Source organism: Frankia sp. KB5, assembly GCF_002099325.1.
Lineage (GTDB): Bacteria > Actinomycetota > Actinomycetes > Frankiales > Frankiaceae > Frankia > Frankia casuarinae.
Genome location: NZ_MRUJ01000015.1, coordinates 1 through 17,964 on the forward strand (window position 1 = coordinate 1; position 17,964 = coordinate 17,964).

Consider the following 17,964-nt stretch of genomic DNA (forward strand, 5'->3'; position numbering starts at 1 on the left):
CGTCGCGGCGTCAGGACGCTGTGGGCGATGACGTCTCCACCGGAAGAGTCGATATCGCTACCGTCAGTTATGTAGTCGCCTGGACCTCCCCCGAGGTCGAGGCGCATGGTCTCCAGAGCCAGAAGGAGTGTTGATGATGTCTGCGCAGAGCACGACGAGGCAGGGTCCTCCCGGCCCGGATCCGGACGACCGCACCGACGCCGTCACGCGGGCCGAGGCCGAGGCCCGGATCCTCGGCGAGGTCACGGAGCTCCTGCGGGAGGTGATCGGGGAGGAGTACGTCGTGGACATGGAGATCACGATGGCCACCTCGTTCAATCAGGATCTCGAGCTGGAGAGCATCGAGTTCGTGGCGCTGGCCGACCGGCTGCGTGGGCGCTACGGCGAGGCGGTGGACTTCGTCGGCCTCCTTGCCGACATGGACGTCGACCAGGTGATCAACATGCGGGTCGGCGAGGTCGTCCACTTCATCGTCGACAGCCTCCCGACGCTGGCGCCGGCGGGATCGGCCTGAAGGCCCGTGGCTGAGATCATCGCGAACGGGATCCGGCTGCACGTGCAGCGACTGGCGCCCAGGGGCGGAGCGTCCACGGACTCGCCGGTCGTCGTGATGGTGCACGGCATGGTGATGGACAACATCTCCAGCTTCTACTTCACGCTGGGCAACTGCCTCGCCGATGCCGGCTGCGACGTCATCTGCTACGACCTGCGCGGCCATGGGCGCAGCGAGCGGACCCGCGGCGGCTACGAGCTGGCGGACTCGATGGCCGATCTGCTCGGGCTGCTCGACGAGCTCGGGGTGGATCGYCCGGTGCACCTGGTGGGTAACAGTTACGGCGCCACGATGGCGCTGGCTTTCGGGCTGGAGTTCACCTCCCGGGTGGCGAGCCTGACGCTGATCGAGCCGCCGTTCCTGATCGAGGGTCTTGGCGAGGAGATGGCCCGATCGCTGACCCAGATCCTCGTCGCGATGACCGACGAGGAGGTCCAGGAGTGGTTGGACAACGGCGCCGGACGCGTGGCCAGCCGCGCCACCCGGGCCGCGCAGCGGCTGCTGCAGGAGACGACGATCGCCACCGACATGCTGGCGACTCCGCCGTTCTCCACCGAGGCGCTGGCCGCGCTGAACGTCCCGGTGCTCGCGGTGTACGGGGAGAACTCCGACATCATCGGGCAGGCTGCGGGCCTGGCCGCGCTGGTGCCCGAGTGCACCCTGATCGTCCTGGAGCACCACACGCACATGGTGCTGCGGGAGGCCGCGCACTACCTGCGGGACCTGCTGCGGTGGTGGTTGTTCCGCCGCCAGACGCCGCCGCCGCCCTACGTGCGCGCGAACGGCCGGCGCTTCGCCACCCCGGACTGGGTGACGCAGCGGGTGCCGCCGCCCGATCTCAACGCCGAGCGCCGGCCGGCCCCGATCTCGGCCGACGCGGCAGTTGCGGCCGGCGAGGGGCGTGAGGGGCGAGGGGCGTGAGAAGAGTCTGATGAGCCGCGTGCTGTTCGTGGTGCCGCCCCTGACCGGGCATGTCAACCCGGCGGTCGGGGTCGCCGCCGAGCTGGCCGCCCGTGGTCACGAGGTGGCGCTCGCCGGGTACGCGGGCGTCATCGGATCGTTGATCCCGCCGGAGCTGGCCCTGCTGGCGTTACCCGAGGCGGGCCTGGGCGAGAAGTGGTCCCGGATCCAGGACGCGTCTCGGGCGCTGCGGGGGCCGGCGTCGCTGAAGTTCCTGTGGGAGGACTTCCTGCTCCCGCTCGGCTCGATGATGGCCCCGGCGATCGACAGGATCATCGACGACTTCCAGCCCGACCTGCTCGTCATCGACCAGCAGGCGGTGGGCGCCGCGCTCGTCGCCCGTCGCCGGGGCCTGCGCTGGGCGACCCTCGCGGCGACCTCCGCCGAGTTCGACAATCCTTACGGGGTGCTCGCGGGCCTGGGGCAGTGGGTCGTCGACCGCCTGCGGGAGTTCCAGACCGGGCACGGAGTGCCGCCCGACGAGGCTGCCATCGGGGACCTGCGCTTCTCCGAGGTGTTGACCCTCGTCTTCTCCGTCCGGGAAATGCTGCACAATCCCGGGATCCCGGACTACGCGGTCTTCGTCGGCAGCGCGGTCGGGAAACGGGCCGGGGCGGGCGAGTTCCCCTGGGACTGGCTCGACCCGGCCCGCCGGGCGGTGCTCGTCTCCCTCGGCACGGTGACCCGGGAGGCCGGCGGTCGGTTTCTGCGGGCGGCGGCCGAGGGGCTGCTCGGCCTGCCCGAGCGGGTACAGGCGATCGTCGTCGCCACACCCGGGCTCGTTGACGACCTCGCCGCCGCGGCGCCCGACGATCTGCTGGTCGCGCCGTTCGTGCCGCAGGTCGCGTTACTTCCGCGGTTGTCGGCGGTGGTGTGCCACGCCGGCAACAACACCGTCTGTGAGTCGCTGTCACACGGGGTTCCGCTGGTGGTCGCCCCGGTTCGCGACGATCAGCCGATCATCGGCGAGCAGGTCGTCCGTAACGGGGCCGGGGTGCGCGTCAAGTTCGGTCGGGCCGGACCCACCGCCGTGCGTTCCGCGGTGACGGCCGTGCTGGACGATCCGTCGTACCGGGCCGCCGCCGCCCGGATGCGGGCCGCCTTCGCCGCGGCCGGCGGGGTGGCCGCCGCCGCCGATCACCTTGAGAAGCTGGCGGTCTGATGCTCGGTCTGGCGGTCCGGTGATCGGTCTCGTGGTCTGATGCTCGAACGGTTCTGACGTCGTGCTGACATGGTTGCCGATCCTGGTGTGTGCCGGTCTGGCGATCAACGGTGTGCGGCTGCGCGGTCGGCTGCGTCGTCTCGACACCCTGCCGGCCTCCGGTCGCCCGGTGGACCCCGCGCATGAGTTCCTCGTCGCGACCGGGGTCCGCCTCTCCGACAGCGGCCGACGGGCGGCCARTTACCACGCCAGCCGGGACCGGCTCGACGTGCTCGACCTCGTCCCGGCGGACCTGACGGCCGAACGGGCGCTCGACCTCGCCCGGATGGTCGACACCCGCACCTACCGGGCCGACCGCTGCGTGCCCGGCCGCGGCGCCTTCCAGGCGCTGCTGGTCCACTCCGAGATTCTCCAGCGGGCTGGGATCACCCGCCGGGACGGTTTCGACCCGGTGGAGCTCGTCGACATCACCGAGCGGCTGAAGACCTTCGCCTCCGGCTCGACGGATCTGGCGGTGCTGCCGGGGCTGCGTGCCGCCCGGGACGACGCGGCGATGCGTGTCCGCGTCCAGCAGCGGGCCTACCGGTTCACCCGGCAGAACCAGCTCTTCCCGTTCGTACCCCAGATCGCCACCGCGATCGGCTTCCATGTGAACCAGCCGTTCGGCCTCGCGGCCATGGCGCTGTTCTGGTTCCAGCCGTTCTTCGTCTGCGCCGGCCGGGTGCCRCTGTCCCCGCGCGATCTCATTCGTTCTCCCATCGTGCGCATCCTCGGCGGGGTGCTGTTCGTGGTCGACTCCGTGCGGGCCGGCCGGGCGCAGGCCGTGAAGGCGGCTGAGGCGAAGGCCGCCGGGCTTCCTCCGGACCCGGTCAAGCATGCGGCCAGGCAGGAGACCGCCGCCAGCCGCGCCTCCTACTCCCAGGACGTCCAGGCCGGCCTCGACCGGTTCCTGCGCCACGACCGGGCCGACTGCCCCTGGTGCGGATCGGTCGAGCTCGCCACCCGGGTGGAGTCGCCGGACCTGCTCCTGCGCAAGCCCGGTTCCTTCCGGCTGGACGGCTGCGAGCGCTGCGGGCATGTCTTCCTCAACCCGTCGTTGAGCCCGGCCGGGCGTGAGTTCTACGACCGGGACCRCTACGACGGCCTGCGCACCGATGTCGCCGAGCAGGTCCTGGCCGCGATCGCCCGCGAGCGGCGCGAGCAGGCTGCCGCCGTCCGACCGTTCGTGGTGCCACGGACCTGGCTGGACGTGGGGGCCCGGTACGGTCACTTCGCCAACGCGGCCCGAGAGGTGTGGCCGAGGACGGTGTTTGACGGGCTCGACACCTTTCCCGGCCTGGCCAAGGGCCTGGCGCGCGGCTGGATCGACCACGCCCACTACGGCCGTTTCTCCGACGTCGTCGACAGCCTCGCCGGCCGGTACGACGTCATCAGCATGTTCGACTACCTGGAACGCCGCGACGACCCGTCGGCGGAGCTCGACGCCGTCGCGAAGGCGTTGCCGCCTGGCGGGCACGTCGTCTGCGAGCTGGCCAACGCCGACTGCCGRCAGGCCCGCTGGCTCGGCCGGTTCTGGCCCGGCTGGGCGGTCCCCGAGCGCGCCCACTTCATCCCCGCGGAGAACCTGATCGCCGCGCTGGAGGACCGGGGGCTGCGGCCGGTCGCGGTGCGCTTCGCCGCGGCGCGCCGTCCCGGTGGGCTGACCGGCGCCCTGCTGCTCGCCGTGGCCATGATCGCGCCACGCCCCATGCCGTGGCTGCCCCAGCAGGCCGGCCCGGTCGGCGCGGCCGGCCGCGTCCTGGTGATGCTTGTGGCCAGCCCCCTACTGGGACTGGCCCGCCTCCTCGACCGCCTTGCCGGCCGGTACGCGCACGACGCCCGGTACGCCGGCACCTACCTGATGATCGCCCGCAAGGAGCTCTGACCTCGGCGGACCGGTTGACCGGAATGTGCGGCGCGGCACAGGGATACGGGACGCGACGAACGAATGTCCCGCGGAGCTCAGGAGGCCAGCGCCCGCGGAGCGCGCGGCACCGACGCCGACCAGCCGCGGTCACGCAGCGCCCCGCCTACGAGGGAAGCCACCTCGGCCGGGGCGTCCCGCGCCAGGCGTGCCGGCAGACGGATGAGGAGCTGGCCGGTCGGCTCGGCGACGACCGTCGGCCCAGGGACCGTCGCCTGGATCTCCACCCGCACGCGCCACGGCTCGTACCAGACGTCGAGGCGCGCCATCGGCTCGTCCGCGGGCCCGTTGACACTCGGGGTCCCTACCGGCAACCCCCACTGGGCCTCGATGCGACGGTACATGATCTCGGTGAGGCGCGGCGCGTCCCGGCCCAGGTCGTCCAACGTCTCGGTGATCAGCGTCCGGCGGCTGATCGGACCACGCCGGGCCAGCGCGATCCGCAGGCTCGCGACGGTGACGAAACGTTGACGGACAGCGTCAACGAGCAGGCCCTGCGCGTCCGCGCGGGTAGCCGCCCACTCGGCCATGTCGATGACGGACCGGGCGGGGGCCGTCCGCCGGGGCAGGCGGAGGGGATCGATCTCGGTGATGTCGAGCCGAGCGCTGTGCCGCAGAAGCACGCCCGGTGGCGCGGCGATCCGGCGTTCGGTGGGCAGGAGAACCGTCACCGGGCCGGTGCCGTAGCCGTCCAGACCCGCGAGCCCCGCCGCGCAGGCGCCCGCGAGCACCGCGTCCGGGCCGACGGCCTGCAGGGCCCCCCACAGCTCCTGCATCCTCGTCACGGGTGTGGCGGTTGTGATCAGCACGCCGCGGAAGGGTTGCTGCCAGCGACCGTCGTTCAACCGTCGGCGGATCTCGTCGCGGGTGATGCCGGCGTTGATCGCATCGCGTATCGTGATCACGCCGGCCTGCATGGTGGCGATCTCCTGCCAGGAGAGTCGGCCAGGGTTATGGGCCATGAGAAGACGATGACGGTTGTCTGTCTGTTGGGCCAGAACCTTTTTCGGGCTGTGGATAACTTTCGGCTGTCTCCTTCCTGACGGCCGCGTTCCGGACCGGGTCAGCCATGCCCCGGGTGGTGGTCCCCGACGCCGGGAACCCATCCCCGCGCCCCCGGGTGAGTGCTCTGGCCGCCGGGACCGCCGGGACTGCCGGGGCCGCTGGGACGCGCCTTGGGCGGGACGAGCCGGTAGACCTCCTCGTCGGCCGGCGGTTGCTGGCCGATGCCCGGAAACCCGACGGGCGGGGCAGGCTCGATCCGACGCTGTTCCTCCGCGCCGGTCCGCGCAGGGCCGGCCTGGTCCGTACCGGCCTGGATCACGTCGGCTCCGGCGGTTCCGACGTGGTGACCCGCCAGGGGCGTGGCGGCCGCGTCAGGTACGGACCAGCGGTCGGCCGCGGAGACCCCAGGCAGCAGGACGGTGCCCGGATTGCAGTCCCCCGGCACCACCCGTCCCGCCCCATCGACCGGGTTGACCAGCAGGAACGCGGTCGCCGGCAGGGTCTGGACGGTGGTCGGCTCCACGGTGAACTCGTATACCCGCTGGGAGGTCGTGCCGTCGGTTGTCGAGTCGCTCACCGACGAGTTTGTCGTGCGCTGCCAGGTCTGCGATCGCGACGCCGTCACCGACTCCTGCCATCCGGCGTTCTTCGACGTGTTCTGCAACCAGGGCAGCAGCCGGGTGCCGTCGTAGGTCCGGCCGGTTCCGCCGCTGGTGCCGGTCGTCTCCGAGGTGCCGTCCTGGTAACCGACGCTGTCGCTGTCGCCGGCCGTGAAACTGCGCCCCACCTGGGCCGTCACCTGAGACATGACGAAGCGGTAACCACGCCCGATGAATTCCGCCGCGGTCGCGGCGTCCTTACCGTTCCCCAATCGCATGATGATCGTCGAGCCTCCCTGGCTGCCCAGCACCCGTTCGGCGTCGTCGGCGAGCCGTTCGAAGAGCAGCACGAGCCGCACCCCGGCGAGCTCGGCGTGGCGGGTCAGCCCGGTCAGGACCGCTCGGCCGAGATGGTCCGCCCCGGCGACGACCAGCATGTCCCGGCCGGTCGGCCCGCCCCGCTGGCGGCAACGGAGCTGGTGGAGCACGGTCTGGACGAGGAGCCGGTCCGTGAGTTCCTTGCGGTGGGCGGACGAGTCCCGGCTCGACGTGGCGAGAACCCGCAGCCCGGGTACCGGCCACCAGGCCGTCAGTGGACGGGGCGCGCTGTCGACCCTGGCCGTCGGCATCCTGGCCGTCGGCATCCTGGCCGTCGACATATCGGCGGCGGCCGCCAACATATGGGCCTCGACCGTCGCGGCCGGTGCCGTCGCGGCCGGTGCCGTCGCGGCCGTGGCTGGTGGTGGCGCGGGCTGAGCGCCTCCAGCGAGGAACGCAGGTAGCGCAGCTCGTCGGCGATCCGGTCACCGCGGCCGAACGCGTCCATGTGCGCGGTGAGCTCCCCGGCCTCGGCCGTCGACAGCGACGTGGCCGCGCTGCCGTCGTCGAGACCTTCGAGGACGCGCAGGCCCTCGGCGAGACGGCGAATGCTGAGCCGTTCGTACAGAACGACGGCGACGGTGGTGACCAGGTCCGCGTGCAGGGCGCGTCGGTGCGGATCATCGCCGCTCTCCTGGGACATGCCGAACGCGTCGGCGACGAGCTCGCCGGCCTCCCGCGGCCCGAGGCCGTCGAGGAGCGCCACCTCGTCGAGCTGGCGGGGCAGGTCCCAGGACTCCACCGGCCAGCGCGCCTGGCCGGCGAGGCGTGCCAACCCCCCGCCCACCGCCCGCTCGCTGAGATCGACGAGCAGGATGCCGGTGCCGCCGGTGAGCACCGAGCAGCCCGCGGTGGCCAGCAGGCTCGCCCATCCGTCGCCGGTTCCGCCGAACACGTCGATCCTGGGGGTCGCCGCGGGGGCCGAGACGGGATAGAAGACGGCGGTGGCCTCTCGGCGTCGCAGCTCGGCCCGGTCGTGCGCGTCGACCTCGGTCTGCCAGGACGTCAACGCCTGCAGGTGGCGGGTGTATCCGTCGGCCCGGGCCGACGCGGCCCGGGATCGTGTCCGGCCCAGCCGGTAGTGCAGGATCAGCGGAGGCAGGCACGCGACCACGGCGAGCGCGAGTCCCGCCGGGACGAAGAAGAATCCCCCCTCGCCCGCGAGCAGCATGCCGAACACCACGAAGGCCATCGGCAGGACGAGCCTGGTCAGCAGGGCGCGGACGGCATGGTTTCGCCGGGCCGTGAGCGCGGTCAGATCGGGCGATTCGGGCTCCTGCCAGACCGGTTGACGGTCGGCGAGCGGGCTCGGGGCCGATGGACCGGTGTCGACGAACTCCCAGCCCCAACGCTCCCGTGGAACGAAGAGCCCCTGGATCAGCCGGGCCTCAGTCGTGGTTAGCGTGCCCACCCCCATCGCCGACCCTCCGCCGTCCCACTCGCCTGCTCCCGCGTCGCAGCCCACTGTGCCGCAGCCCCGACGGCCGCAGCCCACCGTGCCGCAGCGACTCCCCGTTCCCGATCATCGTGCACCTGGAAACGATCTCGGCACGCCCGGTGTCAGTACTGGGGCGTTACGTGGCCATTATGGCGCGTGGTGTCCACTCTGTCGCGTTCCGCCGTGCATGTCGGCCCCGCCGTAACGTCCCGACGGTCGACGGGCCCGGGCGCTCAGTCCCGCGCTGTCCCGAACACGGATGCTGTCCCGAACGCGGATGCTGTCCCGATGGACGGGCCGAGGGCGGTGGCCGCCGCGGTGGACTCCGGTGGGGCGCTCCCCGGTCCGCTCGGCGCGGGGCCGACGAGGTCGGAGATCTGGGTGGCCAGCTCGGCCAGTCCCTTGCCGGTGCATGCCTGGTGGAGCGCGTCCGACAGCGAGGTGGCATCCGCCGCGCCGGTGAGTTCCCGGACCGCCACGGTGAGGCCGCTGACCGCCGGATCACCGATGTTGACCTTCTCCCGGCCCGGAGCGTAGAAGGCACCGTTCTTCAGCCGGGTGAGCTGTTCGCCCACGGTCTCGCCCGGCAGGGTCAGGCCGCGCTCGCGCCAGGCCGCGGTGAGCGGATGCGGGCCCGCGCCGGCCCCCCGCCGGCGCACTGCGTCAACCAGCGCCTGCCGGACGTCCTGCCAGCGGTACATGCCCGCGGTCAGGTGCCGGGAGTCGACGGTGTTCGCCGTGTCCGCCGTGTCCGCCGTGTTCGCCGTGTCCGCCGTGTCTGCCGCGTCCGCCGCCTCTGCCGCGTCCGCCGGGGACGGCGGCAGGCCGAGGAGCCGGCGCAGCGTCGCGAGCAGGGCGGCGGTGAAGTCGTCCGGGTCGACGAAGGGGCGCAGCGCGGCGGCGCGGGCGTCCGTCGCCCGGTCGGCGGCATGGGCGAGCGCGCAGTCGAGGATGCGACCCGGCAACGCGGCGAGGGTGGTCCGCAGGGGTTCCGCCGGAGCGAACGGCGCGATCCCGAGCAGATGGGTGAAGCCCATGACCTGGTGCGCGGCCACCGCCTCGACCCACACCACCAGCAGGGGATCGCGGGCCGCGAGGGCGGACGTCTCCGTCTCCTCCAGGGTGCAGGCGGGGCCGGCGACGCAGGCCGCGCCGCAGCCGAGGCTGCGCCGTCCGGCCAGGGGCACCCGGTCGTAGCGCGCGTAGCGCGCGCTCTCCCGGTCGTCTCCGGCGACCATCCGGGCCAGCACGGGACGGTCCATGCCGTCCGCGCTCACCGCCGCCACCCCCGCCGGCAGCGCGACGACCAGTTCGGACTGATCGTCGCGCAGGTTCATTGTCGCGCCGACGGCTTCTCGGTCGTCGGCGGCCGGGAGCCGGTGCATCACCTTCAGTGCGGTGTTCTTGATAACGTCGGGAAGGATCTTCGCTGGGATCTGCTCCACGACAACGAGCCCCTCGCCGTAGGCGCGGATCTCCGCGAGCAGTGAGGCGAACAGGTCGACGGAGGCCGCGGCCGGGCCGTCGGTGACGTTCTTGAGCAGCCGGTGGGCCTCCTCCAGGACCAGGACGTGGCGCAGTCCGCCCGCGCCCGCGGTGGCGTACCGGACCCGCAGATGCTCCACGACGCGGATCAGGACGGCGCCGAGCAGGAACGCCTTGTCCTGGTCGCTGGTGATGTCCTCCAGCTCGAAGACGACGTTGCGCGCCAGCAGGGCGCCGATATCGATCGGATGCCCGCCCTCGAAGAACCGACCGGGAGAACCCTCTCGCAGGCTACCGATGMGCACGTCGACAAAGCCCCGGACGTCCGCCGTGACCTCCACGCCGTAGCCGATGTTCTCGACCACCCTCGTCGCGGTGCGCTGCAGGTCCCCGAGGGTCGGATATCGCCTGCGCACGTCGACCTTCGGGTCCTCCTCCGGCCCGGTCACCCGGAATCTGGGCCGGTGCGCGGGCTCCGGCCGGTCCAGCACCAGGTTCCATCCCAGGTCCTGGTAACAGACCGTCAGCGCGCGGGCGAGCACCTGGGGGAACGGCTCGTGCGCCTCGAACGCCGCCAGGAACAGGGCCCGGACGAGATCGATGTGGCTCTGCAAGGGAAAGCCGGGCTCGGGTTCCAGCGGGTTCAGTGACGCCGGTGGAGCGTCGAGCCGGCCCGGCCTGATGACGAGCACCTCGGCGAGGCCGGCGAGCCGCCCGGCCATCCGGGCGTACTCGGCCTTGGCCGGCTCCAGGACCAGCCACGGAACGGGCGCCGGAGCACGGGTCAACGACTCCAGCAGCGACCGCACGGTCTGTGACTTCCCGGATCCGGTGGCGCCGCAGACGAAGGCGTGCCGGTTGAGCGTCGCGAGGGAAACCGAGAACGCGCCGGCCGGCATCCAGCCGGCGTCGAGCACGTCGCCGAGCCGAACGGCGCCGGGCGTTCCTCGGGGGTCCGCGGGACCGGACCGGTTCGGACCCTCGGGCGTCACGTCGAAGGCGTGCGGTGTGATCAGGGTGATGCCCGGCAGCTCACGGCCGGGCGGCCGGGCCAGCGCCGCCAGCAGCTCCGCGCTCGCCCGCGGCGAGGACCGCGGTGAGCCGGCCAGCCCGCCGGCTCCGGCTCCGACCCCGGCTCCGACCCCGCCGAGGGCCCCCGCGAACGAGGTGACCGGGCCGGTCGGACGCAACGTGTAGGGCAGCCGGTCGAGATCGCTGGAGCTGCACAGCAGGGCGGCCAGCGAGACCGCGCCGGCCGGGGTCACCCCACCGACCAGGATCTCCACGTCCCACATGCCGCTCGACGCGCCCCGGCCCAGTTCCCGGTAGCGGGCCTCCGCGCGCTCCAAGTCGAGCCGGGCGCCCTGGTCGTTCTCCCGCCGGCGCAGCACGGGGATCGATCGCGCGAGGTCCGCCCGTTCCTCGGCGAGATGCTCGGGGGGCACCGGCCACGCGAGCACAAGCCAGGCGAACGGGCCGACGAGATGCGCGGCGTAGTCGTCGAACGATCCGCGGCGGGTGTCTGGCTGCCGGGCGTCGGTGCCGGGATCGGCGGCCCACAGGGCATCCGGGAGGCCTTCGCACCGCAGCCAGTAGGGGAAGCCGGCGAGCTGGGCGGGTACGGCGTCCGGTGGCAGCGCCACCGCTGTCGATCCCGGGGGGTACAGCAGCGGAACCGCGGTTGCGRCTGGTGTCGACGTGGCTGTTGCGAGCGACGTGGCCGCCGCGGTCGGGTCTGTCGCGGTCGGGTCCGCTGGGAAGAAGGGCCGGCCGCCGGCGAGGAACCGGATGTGCGCCTCACCCGGGCCCCGTAGCCAGGCGACGGCGATTCCCGGCCGGGCTGCTCCCGGCACCGGGTACGGGCCGCCGCGAGTGGACGCACCGGAGGCGGTGGGTTCGTGGCCGGGCCCGAGCGAGGTCAACTGCGCGTGCGCGCCGACGAGGGCGGCGAAGAGCGCGGCCGGTACGGGATCGGGCCGGTCGGGTGTGTCGGGTCGCCGAGGGGCGGTGAGGATGCGGTGGAACCGGAAACCGGCGAGCACGATCGGAGGGGCCTATTCGTGCCGGCCGCGCTGGGAACGGCTGCCGGCCGCCCGTACCACCATGCGGGCTCCTCGTGGTCTTCGTCTCGTCTCTCCGTGAACATACTTCTGATCATCGGTGCCGATGTGGCAATCTATCACCCTCCGCTGGGCATTGGATCCGGATCGTGTCCATCGTTGCTCGAAGTATCCGAATTCCGAGATCGGGGAGGAGTGAAGGTCGAACATGGAGGCATGGACGGCTGTCTTCGATCGTCACGGTCCCGGGCGCATGGACTCCCGTCGCCGTGATCGCGGTCTGCGGGTGTCGTGGGCCGACGCACCGGCGGCTGCCGCGGGATACCTCCCCAGGTCGGGGTACCTCGCCGGGCTGGGCGACCTCGCCAGGCCGGCGTGAATGATACGTATTGTCATCGCCGGTGCATCATGGCCGCAGCCGGATGGCACGGGCGTGGCGGCCGTCGGGGGCGGCAAGGGTCACGGGGGTGGCAAGGGTCACGGTGGTGGCAAGGGTCACGGGGGTGGCAAGGGTCAACAGCGCGTCGCAGCCTCGCCCGTGGCGTCGTCCCGGAAGTCGGAGGCATGGCCGATCATCGCAGGAATCGCCGCCGGACCGAGACGCGTACGAGYCCCCCGCGGGGTCGCTCGGTCGCGGTCGGTGCCGCCGCGGTGGGTGTGACGTTGGTCGTGGGGGCGGCCAGCGCACTTCATCTCAGCAGTCCCGCTTCGGACCCGGACTCCTCGCATGACCTGTCGGTGTCCGTACCGTCCGGGCCGAGAGGCRCAGCCCGGCTCGGACGCACATCCGGGCTCGGTCCCACCTCCGAAGCACGCCCGTCGGGCGTGGGTGGGCCGGTGAGGACGAGCCGGGTGGCCGGTACCGGCGCGGACGGCAGGGCGGGGCCCGCCTCCGACCTCACCGCGATCCCCGGGGTCGGACCGGTGATGATGACGAAGATTCCGCAGGCCGCCCGGCAGGTGATCGTGGTGAGCGGCATCGACCGGAATGCGAACACCAACAACGTGACGCTGTGGGAACGGGCCGATCCCGGCTCCGCCTGGAAGACCTACGGCGCCCCGCTGATCGGCCGCAACGGCGCCGATGGCTGGACGTACGACCATCGGGAGGGCGATCTGCGCAGCCCGATCGGCGTGTTCAGTCTCACCGCCGCCGGTGGCAAGCTCRCCGATCCGGGCACCGGTCTGCCCTACGAGTATCGCCCGTCGTTCTACCGGGCGACGGGTCCGCGGGGCGAGCCGATGCCCGATGCGTTCAACTATGTGGTCGCCATCGACTACAACCGACTGCCCGGGTATCCGCCGTCGGACCCGACCCGTCCGCTGGGCCCGCAGATCGGCGGGGACATCTGGCTGCATGTCGACCACAGATCGCCGACGCGGGGCTGCATCGCGGTGGAACAGGACGCCCTCGTGGCCATTCTCCGTTGGCTGACCCCGATGGCCCATCCCATGATCGTTATGGGAGACGTGGCGGATCTCGGCGCCGACAACGTGCGCCCCTGAGCCCCTTTCCTTGCCTATCCAGAGAGATAAATCGAGCACAAAAGCCTCTGGATRGGCAAGGAAGCCGACGAGGCTCAGCCGGCCGGCTTCTCCGCGTGCCCACCGAACTGCTTGCGCATCGCCGACAACAGCTTGTCGGCGAACAGGCCCTCCCCGCGCGAACTGAACCGCTCGTAGAGGGACGCCGTCAGCACATGGGCGGGAACGCCCTCCTCCACGGCGGCCAGTACCGTCCAACGTCCTTCCCCGGAGTCGGACACCCGGCCGCTGAACTCGGTGAGTCCGGGATCCTCCTGCAGCGCGGCGGCGGTGAGGTCGAGCAGCCAGGAACTGACCACGCTGCCCCGCCGCCACACCTCGGCGATCGCGGTGGTGTCGAGGTCGTACTGGTAGTACTCCGGGTTGCCCAGCGGGGCGGTCTCGGCGTTGTGCTCGGCGGACGTCGTGCCGATGTTCGCCTTGTCGAGCACCGCGAACCCCTCGGCGAAGGCGGCCATCATGCCGTACTCGATGCCGTTGTGCACCATCTTGACGAAGTGACCGGCGCCGTTCGGGCCGCAGTACAGGTATCCCTTCTCGGCCTGGGTGATCTCGCCGGTCCGGCCCGGGGTCCGCGGGATGGTGCCGACGCCGGGTGCGATCGTCTCGAACAGCGGCTCCAGGCGGGCCACGACCCCCGGTTCGCCGCCGATCATCAGACAGAAGCCGCGTTCCAGCCCGAACACGCCCCCGGAGGTGCCGACGTCGACGTAGTGGATGCCCCGCTCGACGAGCGACGCGGCACGCAGGATGTCATCCCRGTAGTAGGAGTTGCCGCCGTCGATGATCACGTCGTCCGGCGCGAAGTGCTCGGCCAGGGYCGAGACGGTCTCACCGGTCAGCCCGGCGGGCACCATGATCCAGGCAGCCCGGGGTGGACGCAGGGCCGCGGCGAACTCGGCGAGGCTCCGTGTCTCCGTGGCGCCCTCCGCAGCCAGGGCCTTAACGGCCTCGGGGTTGACGTCGTAGACCACGCATTCGTGACCACCGCGGATCAGCCGGCGCACCAGGTTGGCACCCATCCGGCCGAGTCCGATCATCCCGAGCTGCATCTTCATCTCTCCGCTGGTTCGTCTCGATGGCCCGCTCCGGCGTGTCGCCGGGACGGGCCCGGCCTGGCGCTCCTGACGCCATTCTCCGTGCTGCATCCGTGCTTCCCCGTCCGTGGTGCACGTGCTTCTCGTCTCCGAGTCGGCGCCCGCGCCGGACCGGACCGGCCACGGACCGTCCGGACCGGGACCCCGAAAGTTCCCGATGATCTTCAGTTGGCGTGGATCGAGCGGCAGATTGTGACGAGCAGCGACGGAGGGCTTGTGAGCGAGCCGGGTAGGGCAGGGGAGGCGGCCATGGATGCCGACGTGGACGTGATCGTGCTCGGCGCCGGGCCCGCGGGCGAGAACGTCGCCGGCCGCTGTGCCGACGCTGGTCTGTCCGTCATCGTCGTCGAACGCGAGCTCGTCGGCGGGGAGTGCAGCTACTGGGGCTGTATCCCGAGCAAAACCCTCCTGCGGCCGGGGGAGGTGCTGGCGGCGGCCCGCCGCGTTCCCGGCGCGGCGTCGGCGGTCACCGGACCCGTCGACGCCGCCGCGGCGTTCGCCCGGCGAGACTGGATGGTGGGCGACTACTCCGATTCCTCCCAGGTGCCCTGGCTGGTCGACAAGGGCGTCGAGTTGGTGCGCGGGACCGGGCGCCTGGCGGGGCCCGCCGGCCGGGTCGCGGTGACGCTGCTGGACGGCACCCGCCGGGTGCTGACCGCGTCCCGAGCCGTGGTCGTGGCCACCGGGACGCGGGCCACTGTTCCACCGATCCCCGGCCTCGCCGACGCCGAACCGTGGGACAACCGGACCGCGACCGGCGCCTGGAAGGTCCCGCACCGCCTCGTGGTGCTCGGCGGCGGCGCCGTGGGGGTGGAACTGGCCCAGGCCTTCCGCCGGCTCGGTAGCGCGGAGGTGACCTTGATCGAGGGGTCACCCCGGCTGCTCGTCCGGGAGGAGGAGTTCGTCGGCGAGCAGTTGCGGGCCGCCTTCGAGGCGGCCGGCATCACGGTGCGGCTCGGAAGCCGGGCGGTCGAGGTCCGCCGGGCCCGGACGGGACCGGATGGCCCGGCCGGGCCGGTGACCGTCACGGTGGAGCCGGTGGATCCGGCGGATCCGGCGGATCCGGGTGAGCCGGTTGAGCGGCGGCCGCGCCGCGATGCCGTGGTCGCCGACGAGATCCTGGTCGCCGTCGGGCGCACCCCGGCGACCGGCGACCTGGGCCTGGAGACCGTGGGCCTGCAACCCGGGCGGTTCATCGAGGTCGACGACCGGCTCCGCGCGGTCGGCGTGGCGGGGGACTGGCTCTACGCGGTCGGCGACGTCTGCGGCCGCGCGCTGCTCACCCACATGGGCAAGTACCAGGCCCGGCTGGCGGCCGACGTCATCACCGGCCGCCGGGACCTCGCCGGCGCTCCCGTGCGCGACCTGGCCGACCCGGCGGCCGTCCCGCGGGTGACCTTCACCGATCCGCAGGTCAGCGCGGTCGGACTGACCGAGCGGGCCGCGCGGGAGGCCGGGATCGCCGTGCGGGCCGTGAGCGTGCCGACCGGATCGGTGGCCGGCGCGTCGGTGCGGGGGGAGGAGATCACGGGCACGTCGAAGATTGTCGTGGACGAGGCCCGCCGGGTGCTCGTGGGAGCGACCTTCACCGGTCCGGACACCCAGGAGATGGTGCACGCGGCCACGATCGCGATCGTCGGAGAGGTGCCGTTGGAGCGRCTGTGGCACGCGGTCCCGTCGTTCCCGACAGTCAGCGAGGTCTGGCTGCGACTGTTGGAGGTATACGGATGACGTCGTTCCGTGGACGTCGTTGCGCGGACCGCGGCACCGAACCGCCTGGGCGGGGCCGCGGATCGGGTTGGCCGAGCCTTCAGGACGGTCCGCCGGTCGCCGCCGGGGCGCGGTGGTCCGTCCGGCCCAGCCGGCGCACGTCGGGCGCGCCGAGCCGGGCCGCGTCGGCGGTCGCGTCGTCGGCTTGCCGCTGCGAGGCCCGTTCGGCCTCCACCCGGGCGAGGTAGTGCGCGACCTCGCGGGCGCGGGTCACCTGGTCCCAGCCGAGCACGGGGGCGATGAGATCGGCCACGTGCTCGGCGGCCTCCACCCCCCGGTCGATGGTCTCGATCGAGACGCGGGTCCGCCGGGTGAGCACGTCCTCCAGGTGCAGCGCCCCCTCGTGGGAGGCCGCGTACACCGCCTCCGCGGCCAGGTAGGTCGATGCCCCGCGCAGCGGCTGGGCGAGATCCGGTCGCGTCTCGATGAGGTCCAGAAGCTCCTCGGTGAGGGTGCCGTAGCGGTGCAGGAGGTGCTCGATCCAGCCGACGTGCAGCCCCGCGCGGCGGGCGAGGGTCTCCCGGGCGTTCCACAGCGCGGGGAACCCGTCCGCGCCGAGCAGCGGGATCTTCTCGGTGCACGACGGCGGCACCGCCCGGTTCATGCCGTGCACGGCCGCGTCGACGGCGTCGGCGGCCATCACCCGGTAGGTCGTGTACTTCCCGCCGGCGACCATCGTCAGCCCGGAGACGGGGCTGACCACGGCATGCTCGCGGGACAGCCGCGAGGTGTCCTCGGACTCCCCGGCGAGCAGCGGGCGCAGCCCGGCGTACACCCCGGTGATGTCCGCCGCCGTGAGCGGCGTGCRCAGCACCCGGTTGACCGTGTCGAGCAGGTAGTCGATGTCGGCGCTGCTGGCCGCCGGATGGGCGAGGTCGAGGCTCCAGTCGGTGTCGGTGGTGCCGATGATCCAGTGGCTGCCCCACGGGATGACGAACAGCACGCTCTTCTCGGTGCGCAGGATCAGGCCGGTGACGCCATGGATGCGGTCGCGGGGCACGACGATGTGCACTCCCTTGGAGGCTCGGACCGACAGCTGGCCACGCCCGCCTACCATCGCCTGGATCTCGTCGGTCCACACCCCGGCGGCGTTGATCGTCTGGCGGGCCCGCAGCTCGATCTCGGCGCCCGACTCGAGGTCACGCACCCGCACGCCGGCGACCCGGTCGCCCTCCCGCAGGAAGCCGGTGACCCGCGCGCTGGTCGCGATGAGCGCCCCGTAGCGAGCAGCGGTCCGCGCGACGAACACGGTGTGCCGCGCGTCGTCGACCTGGCCGTCCCAGTACTGGATCGCGCCGACGAGGGCGTCCGGGCGCAGCGACGGGAACTCCCGCAGCGCCGCCTTGCGGGTCAGGTGCCGGTGATGGGGCATGGTGGCGTCGCCGCCCGGCCCGACGCGGGCCAGCCCCTGCCCGAGGGTGTCGTAGAGCAGCACACCACTGCCGATGTAGGCACGTTCCCAACCGTGGCGGGTCAACGGCAGCAGGAACGGGATGGCCCGGACCAGATGGGGCGCGAGCGTGTCCAGCATGAGGGACCGCTCCCGCAGCGCCTCCCGGACCAGCGGGGCGTTGAGCTGCTCGAGATACCGCAGCCCGCCGTGGATGAGCTTGCTCGACCGGCTGGACGTGCCGGCGGCGAGGTCGCGCGCCTCGACCAGGGCGACGGACAGGCCCCGGGTCACCGCGTCCAGCGCCACCCCCGTACCGGTGACCCCGCCGCCGATCACGGCCACATCCACCGGATCCGCTCCCATCCGGCGCAGTGCCTCGGCGCGGCCGACCTGGTCGAGTCGGGCGGTCGGGGTTCCGTGTCTGGTCGGCGTCATCGCCAGTTGCTTCCTCTCCTGCGAACGTCCTCGCGTCCCGTCGTCGTGATCGCCCGGGACGCTCCGGCGGCTCGCCACCCATCGTGCCGGCTGTCGGTGTCCGGTGTCCGGCGCCCGGGCG

Annotated in this window: 13 protein-coding genes; 7 read left to right on the plus strand and 6 right to left on the minus strand. The window is 72.5% G+C overall.

The window, feature by feature from the left end:
* The first annotated feature begins 136 nt into the window (after positions 1 to 136).
* The 4 genes from KBI5_RS01450 to KBI5_RS01465 all read left to right on the plus strand — a co-directional run bounded on the left by KBI5_RS01450 (position 137) and on the right by KBI5_RS01465 (position 4,599).
* Complete coding sequence (locus KBI5_RS01450) at positions 137 to 514, plus strand: acyl carrier protein (RefSeq protein ID WP_235186826.1); 378 nt, start codon at positions 137 to 139, stop codon at positions 512 to 514.
* 6 nt (positions 515 to 520) lie between these two features.
* Entirely contained in the window at positions 521 to 1,474 is a 954-nt protein-coding gene (locus KBI5_RS01455; RefSeq protein WP_011435381.1) for an alpha/beta fold hydrolase, read from the plus strand.
* A 10-nt stretch (positions 1,475 to 1,484) separates the two neighbouring features.
* Complete coding sequence (locus KBI5_RS01460; RefSeq protein ID WP_023841024.1) at positions 1,485 to 2,675, plus strand: glycosyltransferase; 1,191 nt, start codon at positions 1,485 to 1,487, stop codon at positions 2,673 to 2,675.
* A gap of 61 nt (positions 2,676 to 2,736) precedes the next feature.
* On the plus strand, positions 2,737 to 4,599 hold the full coding sequence (locus tag KBI5_RS01465; protein ID WP_085014098.1) for a class I SAM-dependent methyltransferase: 1,863 nt from the start codon (positions 2,737 to 2,739) through the stop codon (positions 4,597 to 4,599).
* Positions 4,600 to 4,676: 77 nt separating this feature from the next.
* On the opposite strand, the gene KBI5_RS01470 is transcribed toward KBI5_RS01465, so the two are convergent.
* The 4 genes from KBI5_RS01470 to KBI5_RS01480 all read right to left on the minus strand — a co-directional run bounded on the left by KBI5_RS01470 (position 4,677) and on the right by KBI5_RS01480 (position 11,585).
* A complete protein-coding gene (locus KBI5_RS01470) occupies positions 4,677 to 5,600 on the minus strand; it encodes a type IV toxin-antitoxin system AbiEi family antitoxin domain-containing protein (protein WP_108913720.1) in 924 nt (307 codons plus the stop codon).
* A gap of 101 nt (positions 5,601 to 5,701) precedes the next feature.
* Positions 5,702 to 6,871, minus strand: a complete 1,170-nt coding sequence (locus KBI5_RS27475) for a hypothetical protein (RefSeq protein WP_241882596.1) — start codon at positions 6,869 to 6,871, stop codon at positions 5,702 to 5,704.
* On the minus strand, positions 6,832 to 8,037 hold the full coding sequence (locus KBI5_RS27480; RefSeq protein WP_241882597.1) for a hypothetical protein: 1,206 nt from the start codon (positions 8,035 to 8,037) through the stop codon (positions 6,832 to 6,834). Before KBI5_RS27480 ends, KBI5_RS27475 begins: the two co-directional genes overlap by 40 nt.
* 254 nt (positions 8,038 to 8,291) lie before the next feature.
* Positions 8,292 to 11,585, minus strand: a complete 3,294-nt coding sequence (locus tag KBI5_RS01480) for an ATP-binding protein (RefSeq protein ID WP_085014099.1) — start codon at positions 11,583 to 11,585, stop codon at positions 8,292 to 8,294.
* Between the two features lie 226 nt (positions 11,586 to 11,811).
* On the opposite strand from KBI5_RS01480, the gene KBI5_RS26060 reads away from it, so the two are divergent.
* On the plus strand, positions 11,812 to 11,982 hold the full coding sequence (locus KBI5_RS26060) for a hypothetical protein (protein ID WP_023841020.1): 171 nt from the start codon (positions 11,812 to 11,814) through the stop codon (positions 11,980 to 11,982).
* Positions 11,983 to 12,455: 473 nt separating this feature from the next.
* Positions 12,456 to 13,109, plus strand: coding sequence for a L,D-transpeptidase family protein (locus KBI5_RS01490; protein WP_241882598.1), 654 nt, complete (start codon positions 12,456 to 12,458; stop codon positions 13,107 to 13,109).
* A gap of 74 nt (positions 13,110 to 13,183) precedes the next feature.
* On the opposite strand, the gene gnd is transcribed toward KBI5_RS01490, so the two are convergent.
* On the minus strand, positions 13,184 to 14,200 hold the full coding sequence (gene gnd, locus KBI5_RS01495; RefSeq protein ID WP_085014103.1) for a phosphogluconate dehydrogenase (NAD(+)-dependent, decarboxylating): 1,017 nt from the start codon (positions 14,198 to 14,200) through the stop codon (positions 13,184 to 13,186).
* Between the two features lie 294 nt (positions 14,201 to 14,494).
* On the opposite strand from gnd, the gene KBI5_RS01500 reads away from it, so the two are divergent.
* Positions 14,495 to 15,976: an NAD(P)/FAD-dependent oxidoreductase gene (locus tag KBI5_RS01500; RefSeq protein ID WP_011435389.1), complete on the plus strand. Its 1,482-nt coding sequence runs from the start codon at positions 14,495 to 14,497 to the stop codon at positions 15,974 to 15,976.
* A 79-nt stretch (positions 15,977 to 16,055) separates the two neighbouring features.
* On the opposite strand, the gene KBI5_RS01505 is transcribed toward KBI5_RS01500, so the two are convergent.
* Positions 16,056 to 17,843: a glycerol-3-phosphate dehydrogenase/oxidase gene (locus tag KBI5_RS01505; RefSeq protein ID WP_085014101.1), complete on the minus strand. Its 1,788-nt coding sequence runs from the start codon at positions 17,841 to 17,843 to the stop codon at positions 16,056 to 16,058.
* Positions 17,844 to 17,964: the final 121 nt, after the last annotated feature.

Excerpts from the sequence above, each read along its gene's own strand:
- KBI5_RS26060 (WP_023841020.1), top strand. The coding sequence starts at position 11,812 with ATGGAGGCATGGACGGCTGTCTTCGATCGTCACGGTCCCGGGCGCATG.
- KBI5_RS27475 (WP_241882596.1), bottom strand. The coding sequence starts at position 6,871 with ATGCCGACGGCCAGGGTCGACAGCGCGCCCCGTCCACTGACGGCCTGG.
- KBI5_RS01460 (WP_023841024.1), top strand. The coding sequence starts at position 1,485 with ATGAGCCGCGTGCTGTTCGTGGTGCCGCCCCTGACCGGGCATGTCAAC.
- KBI5_RS27480 (WP_241882597.1), bottom strand. The coding sequence starts at position 8,037 with ATGGGGGTGGGCACGCTAACCACGACTGAGGCCCGGCTGATCCAGGGG.
- KBI5_RS01450 (WP_235186826.1), top strand. The coding sequence starts at position 137 with ATGTCTGCGCAGAGCACGACGAGGCAGGGTCCTCCCGGCCCGGATCCG.
- KBI5_RS01470 (WP_108913720.1), bottom strand. The coding sequence starts at position 5,600 with ATGGCCCATAACCCTGGCCGACTCTCCTGGCAGGAGATCGCCACCATG.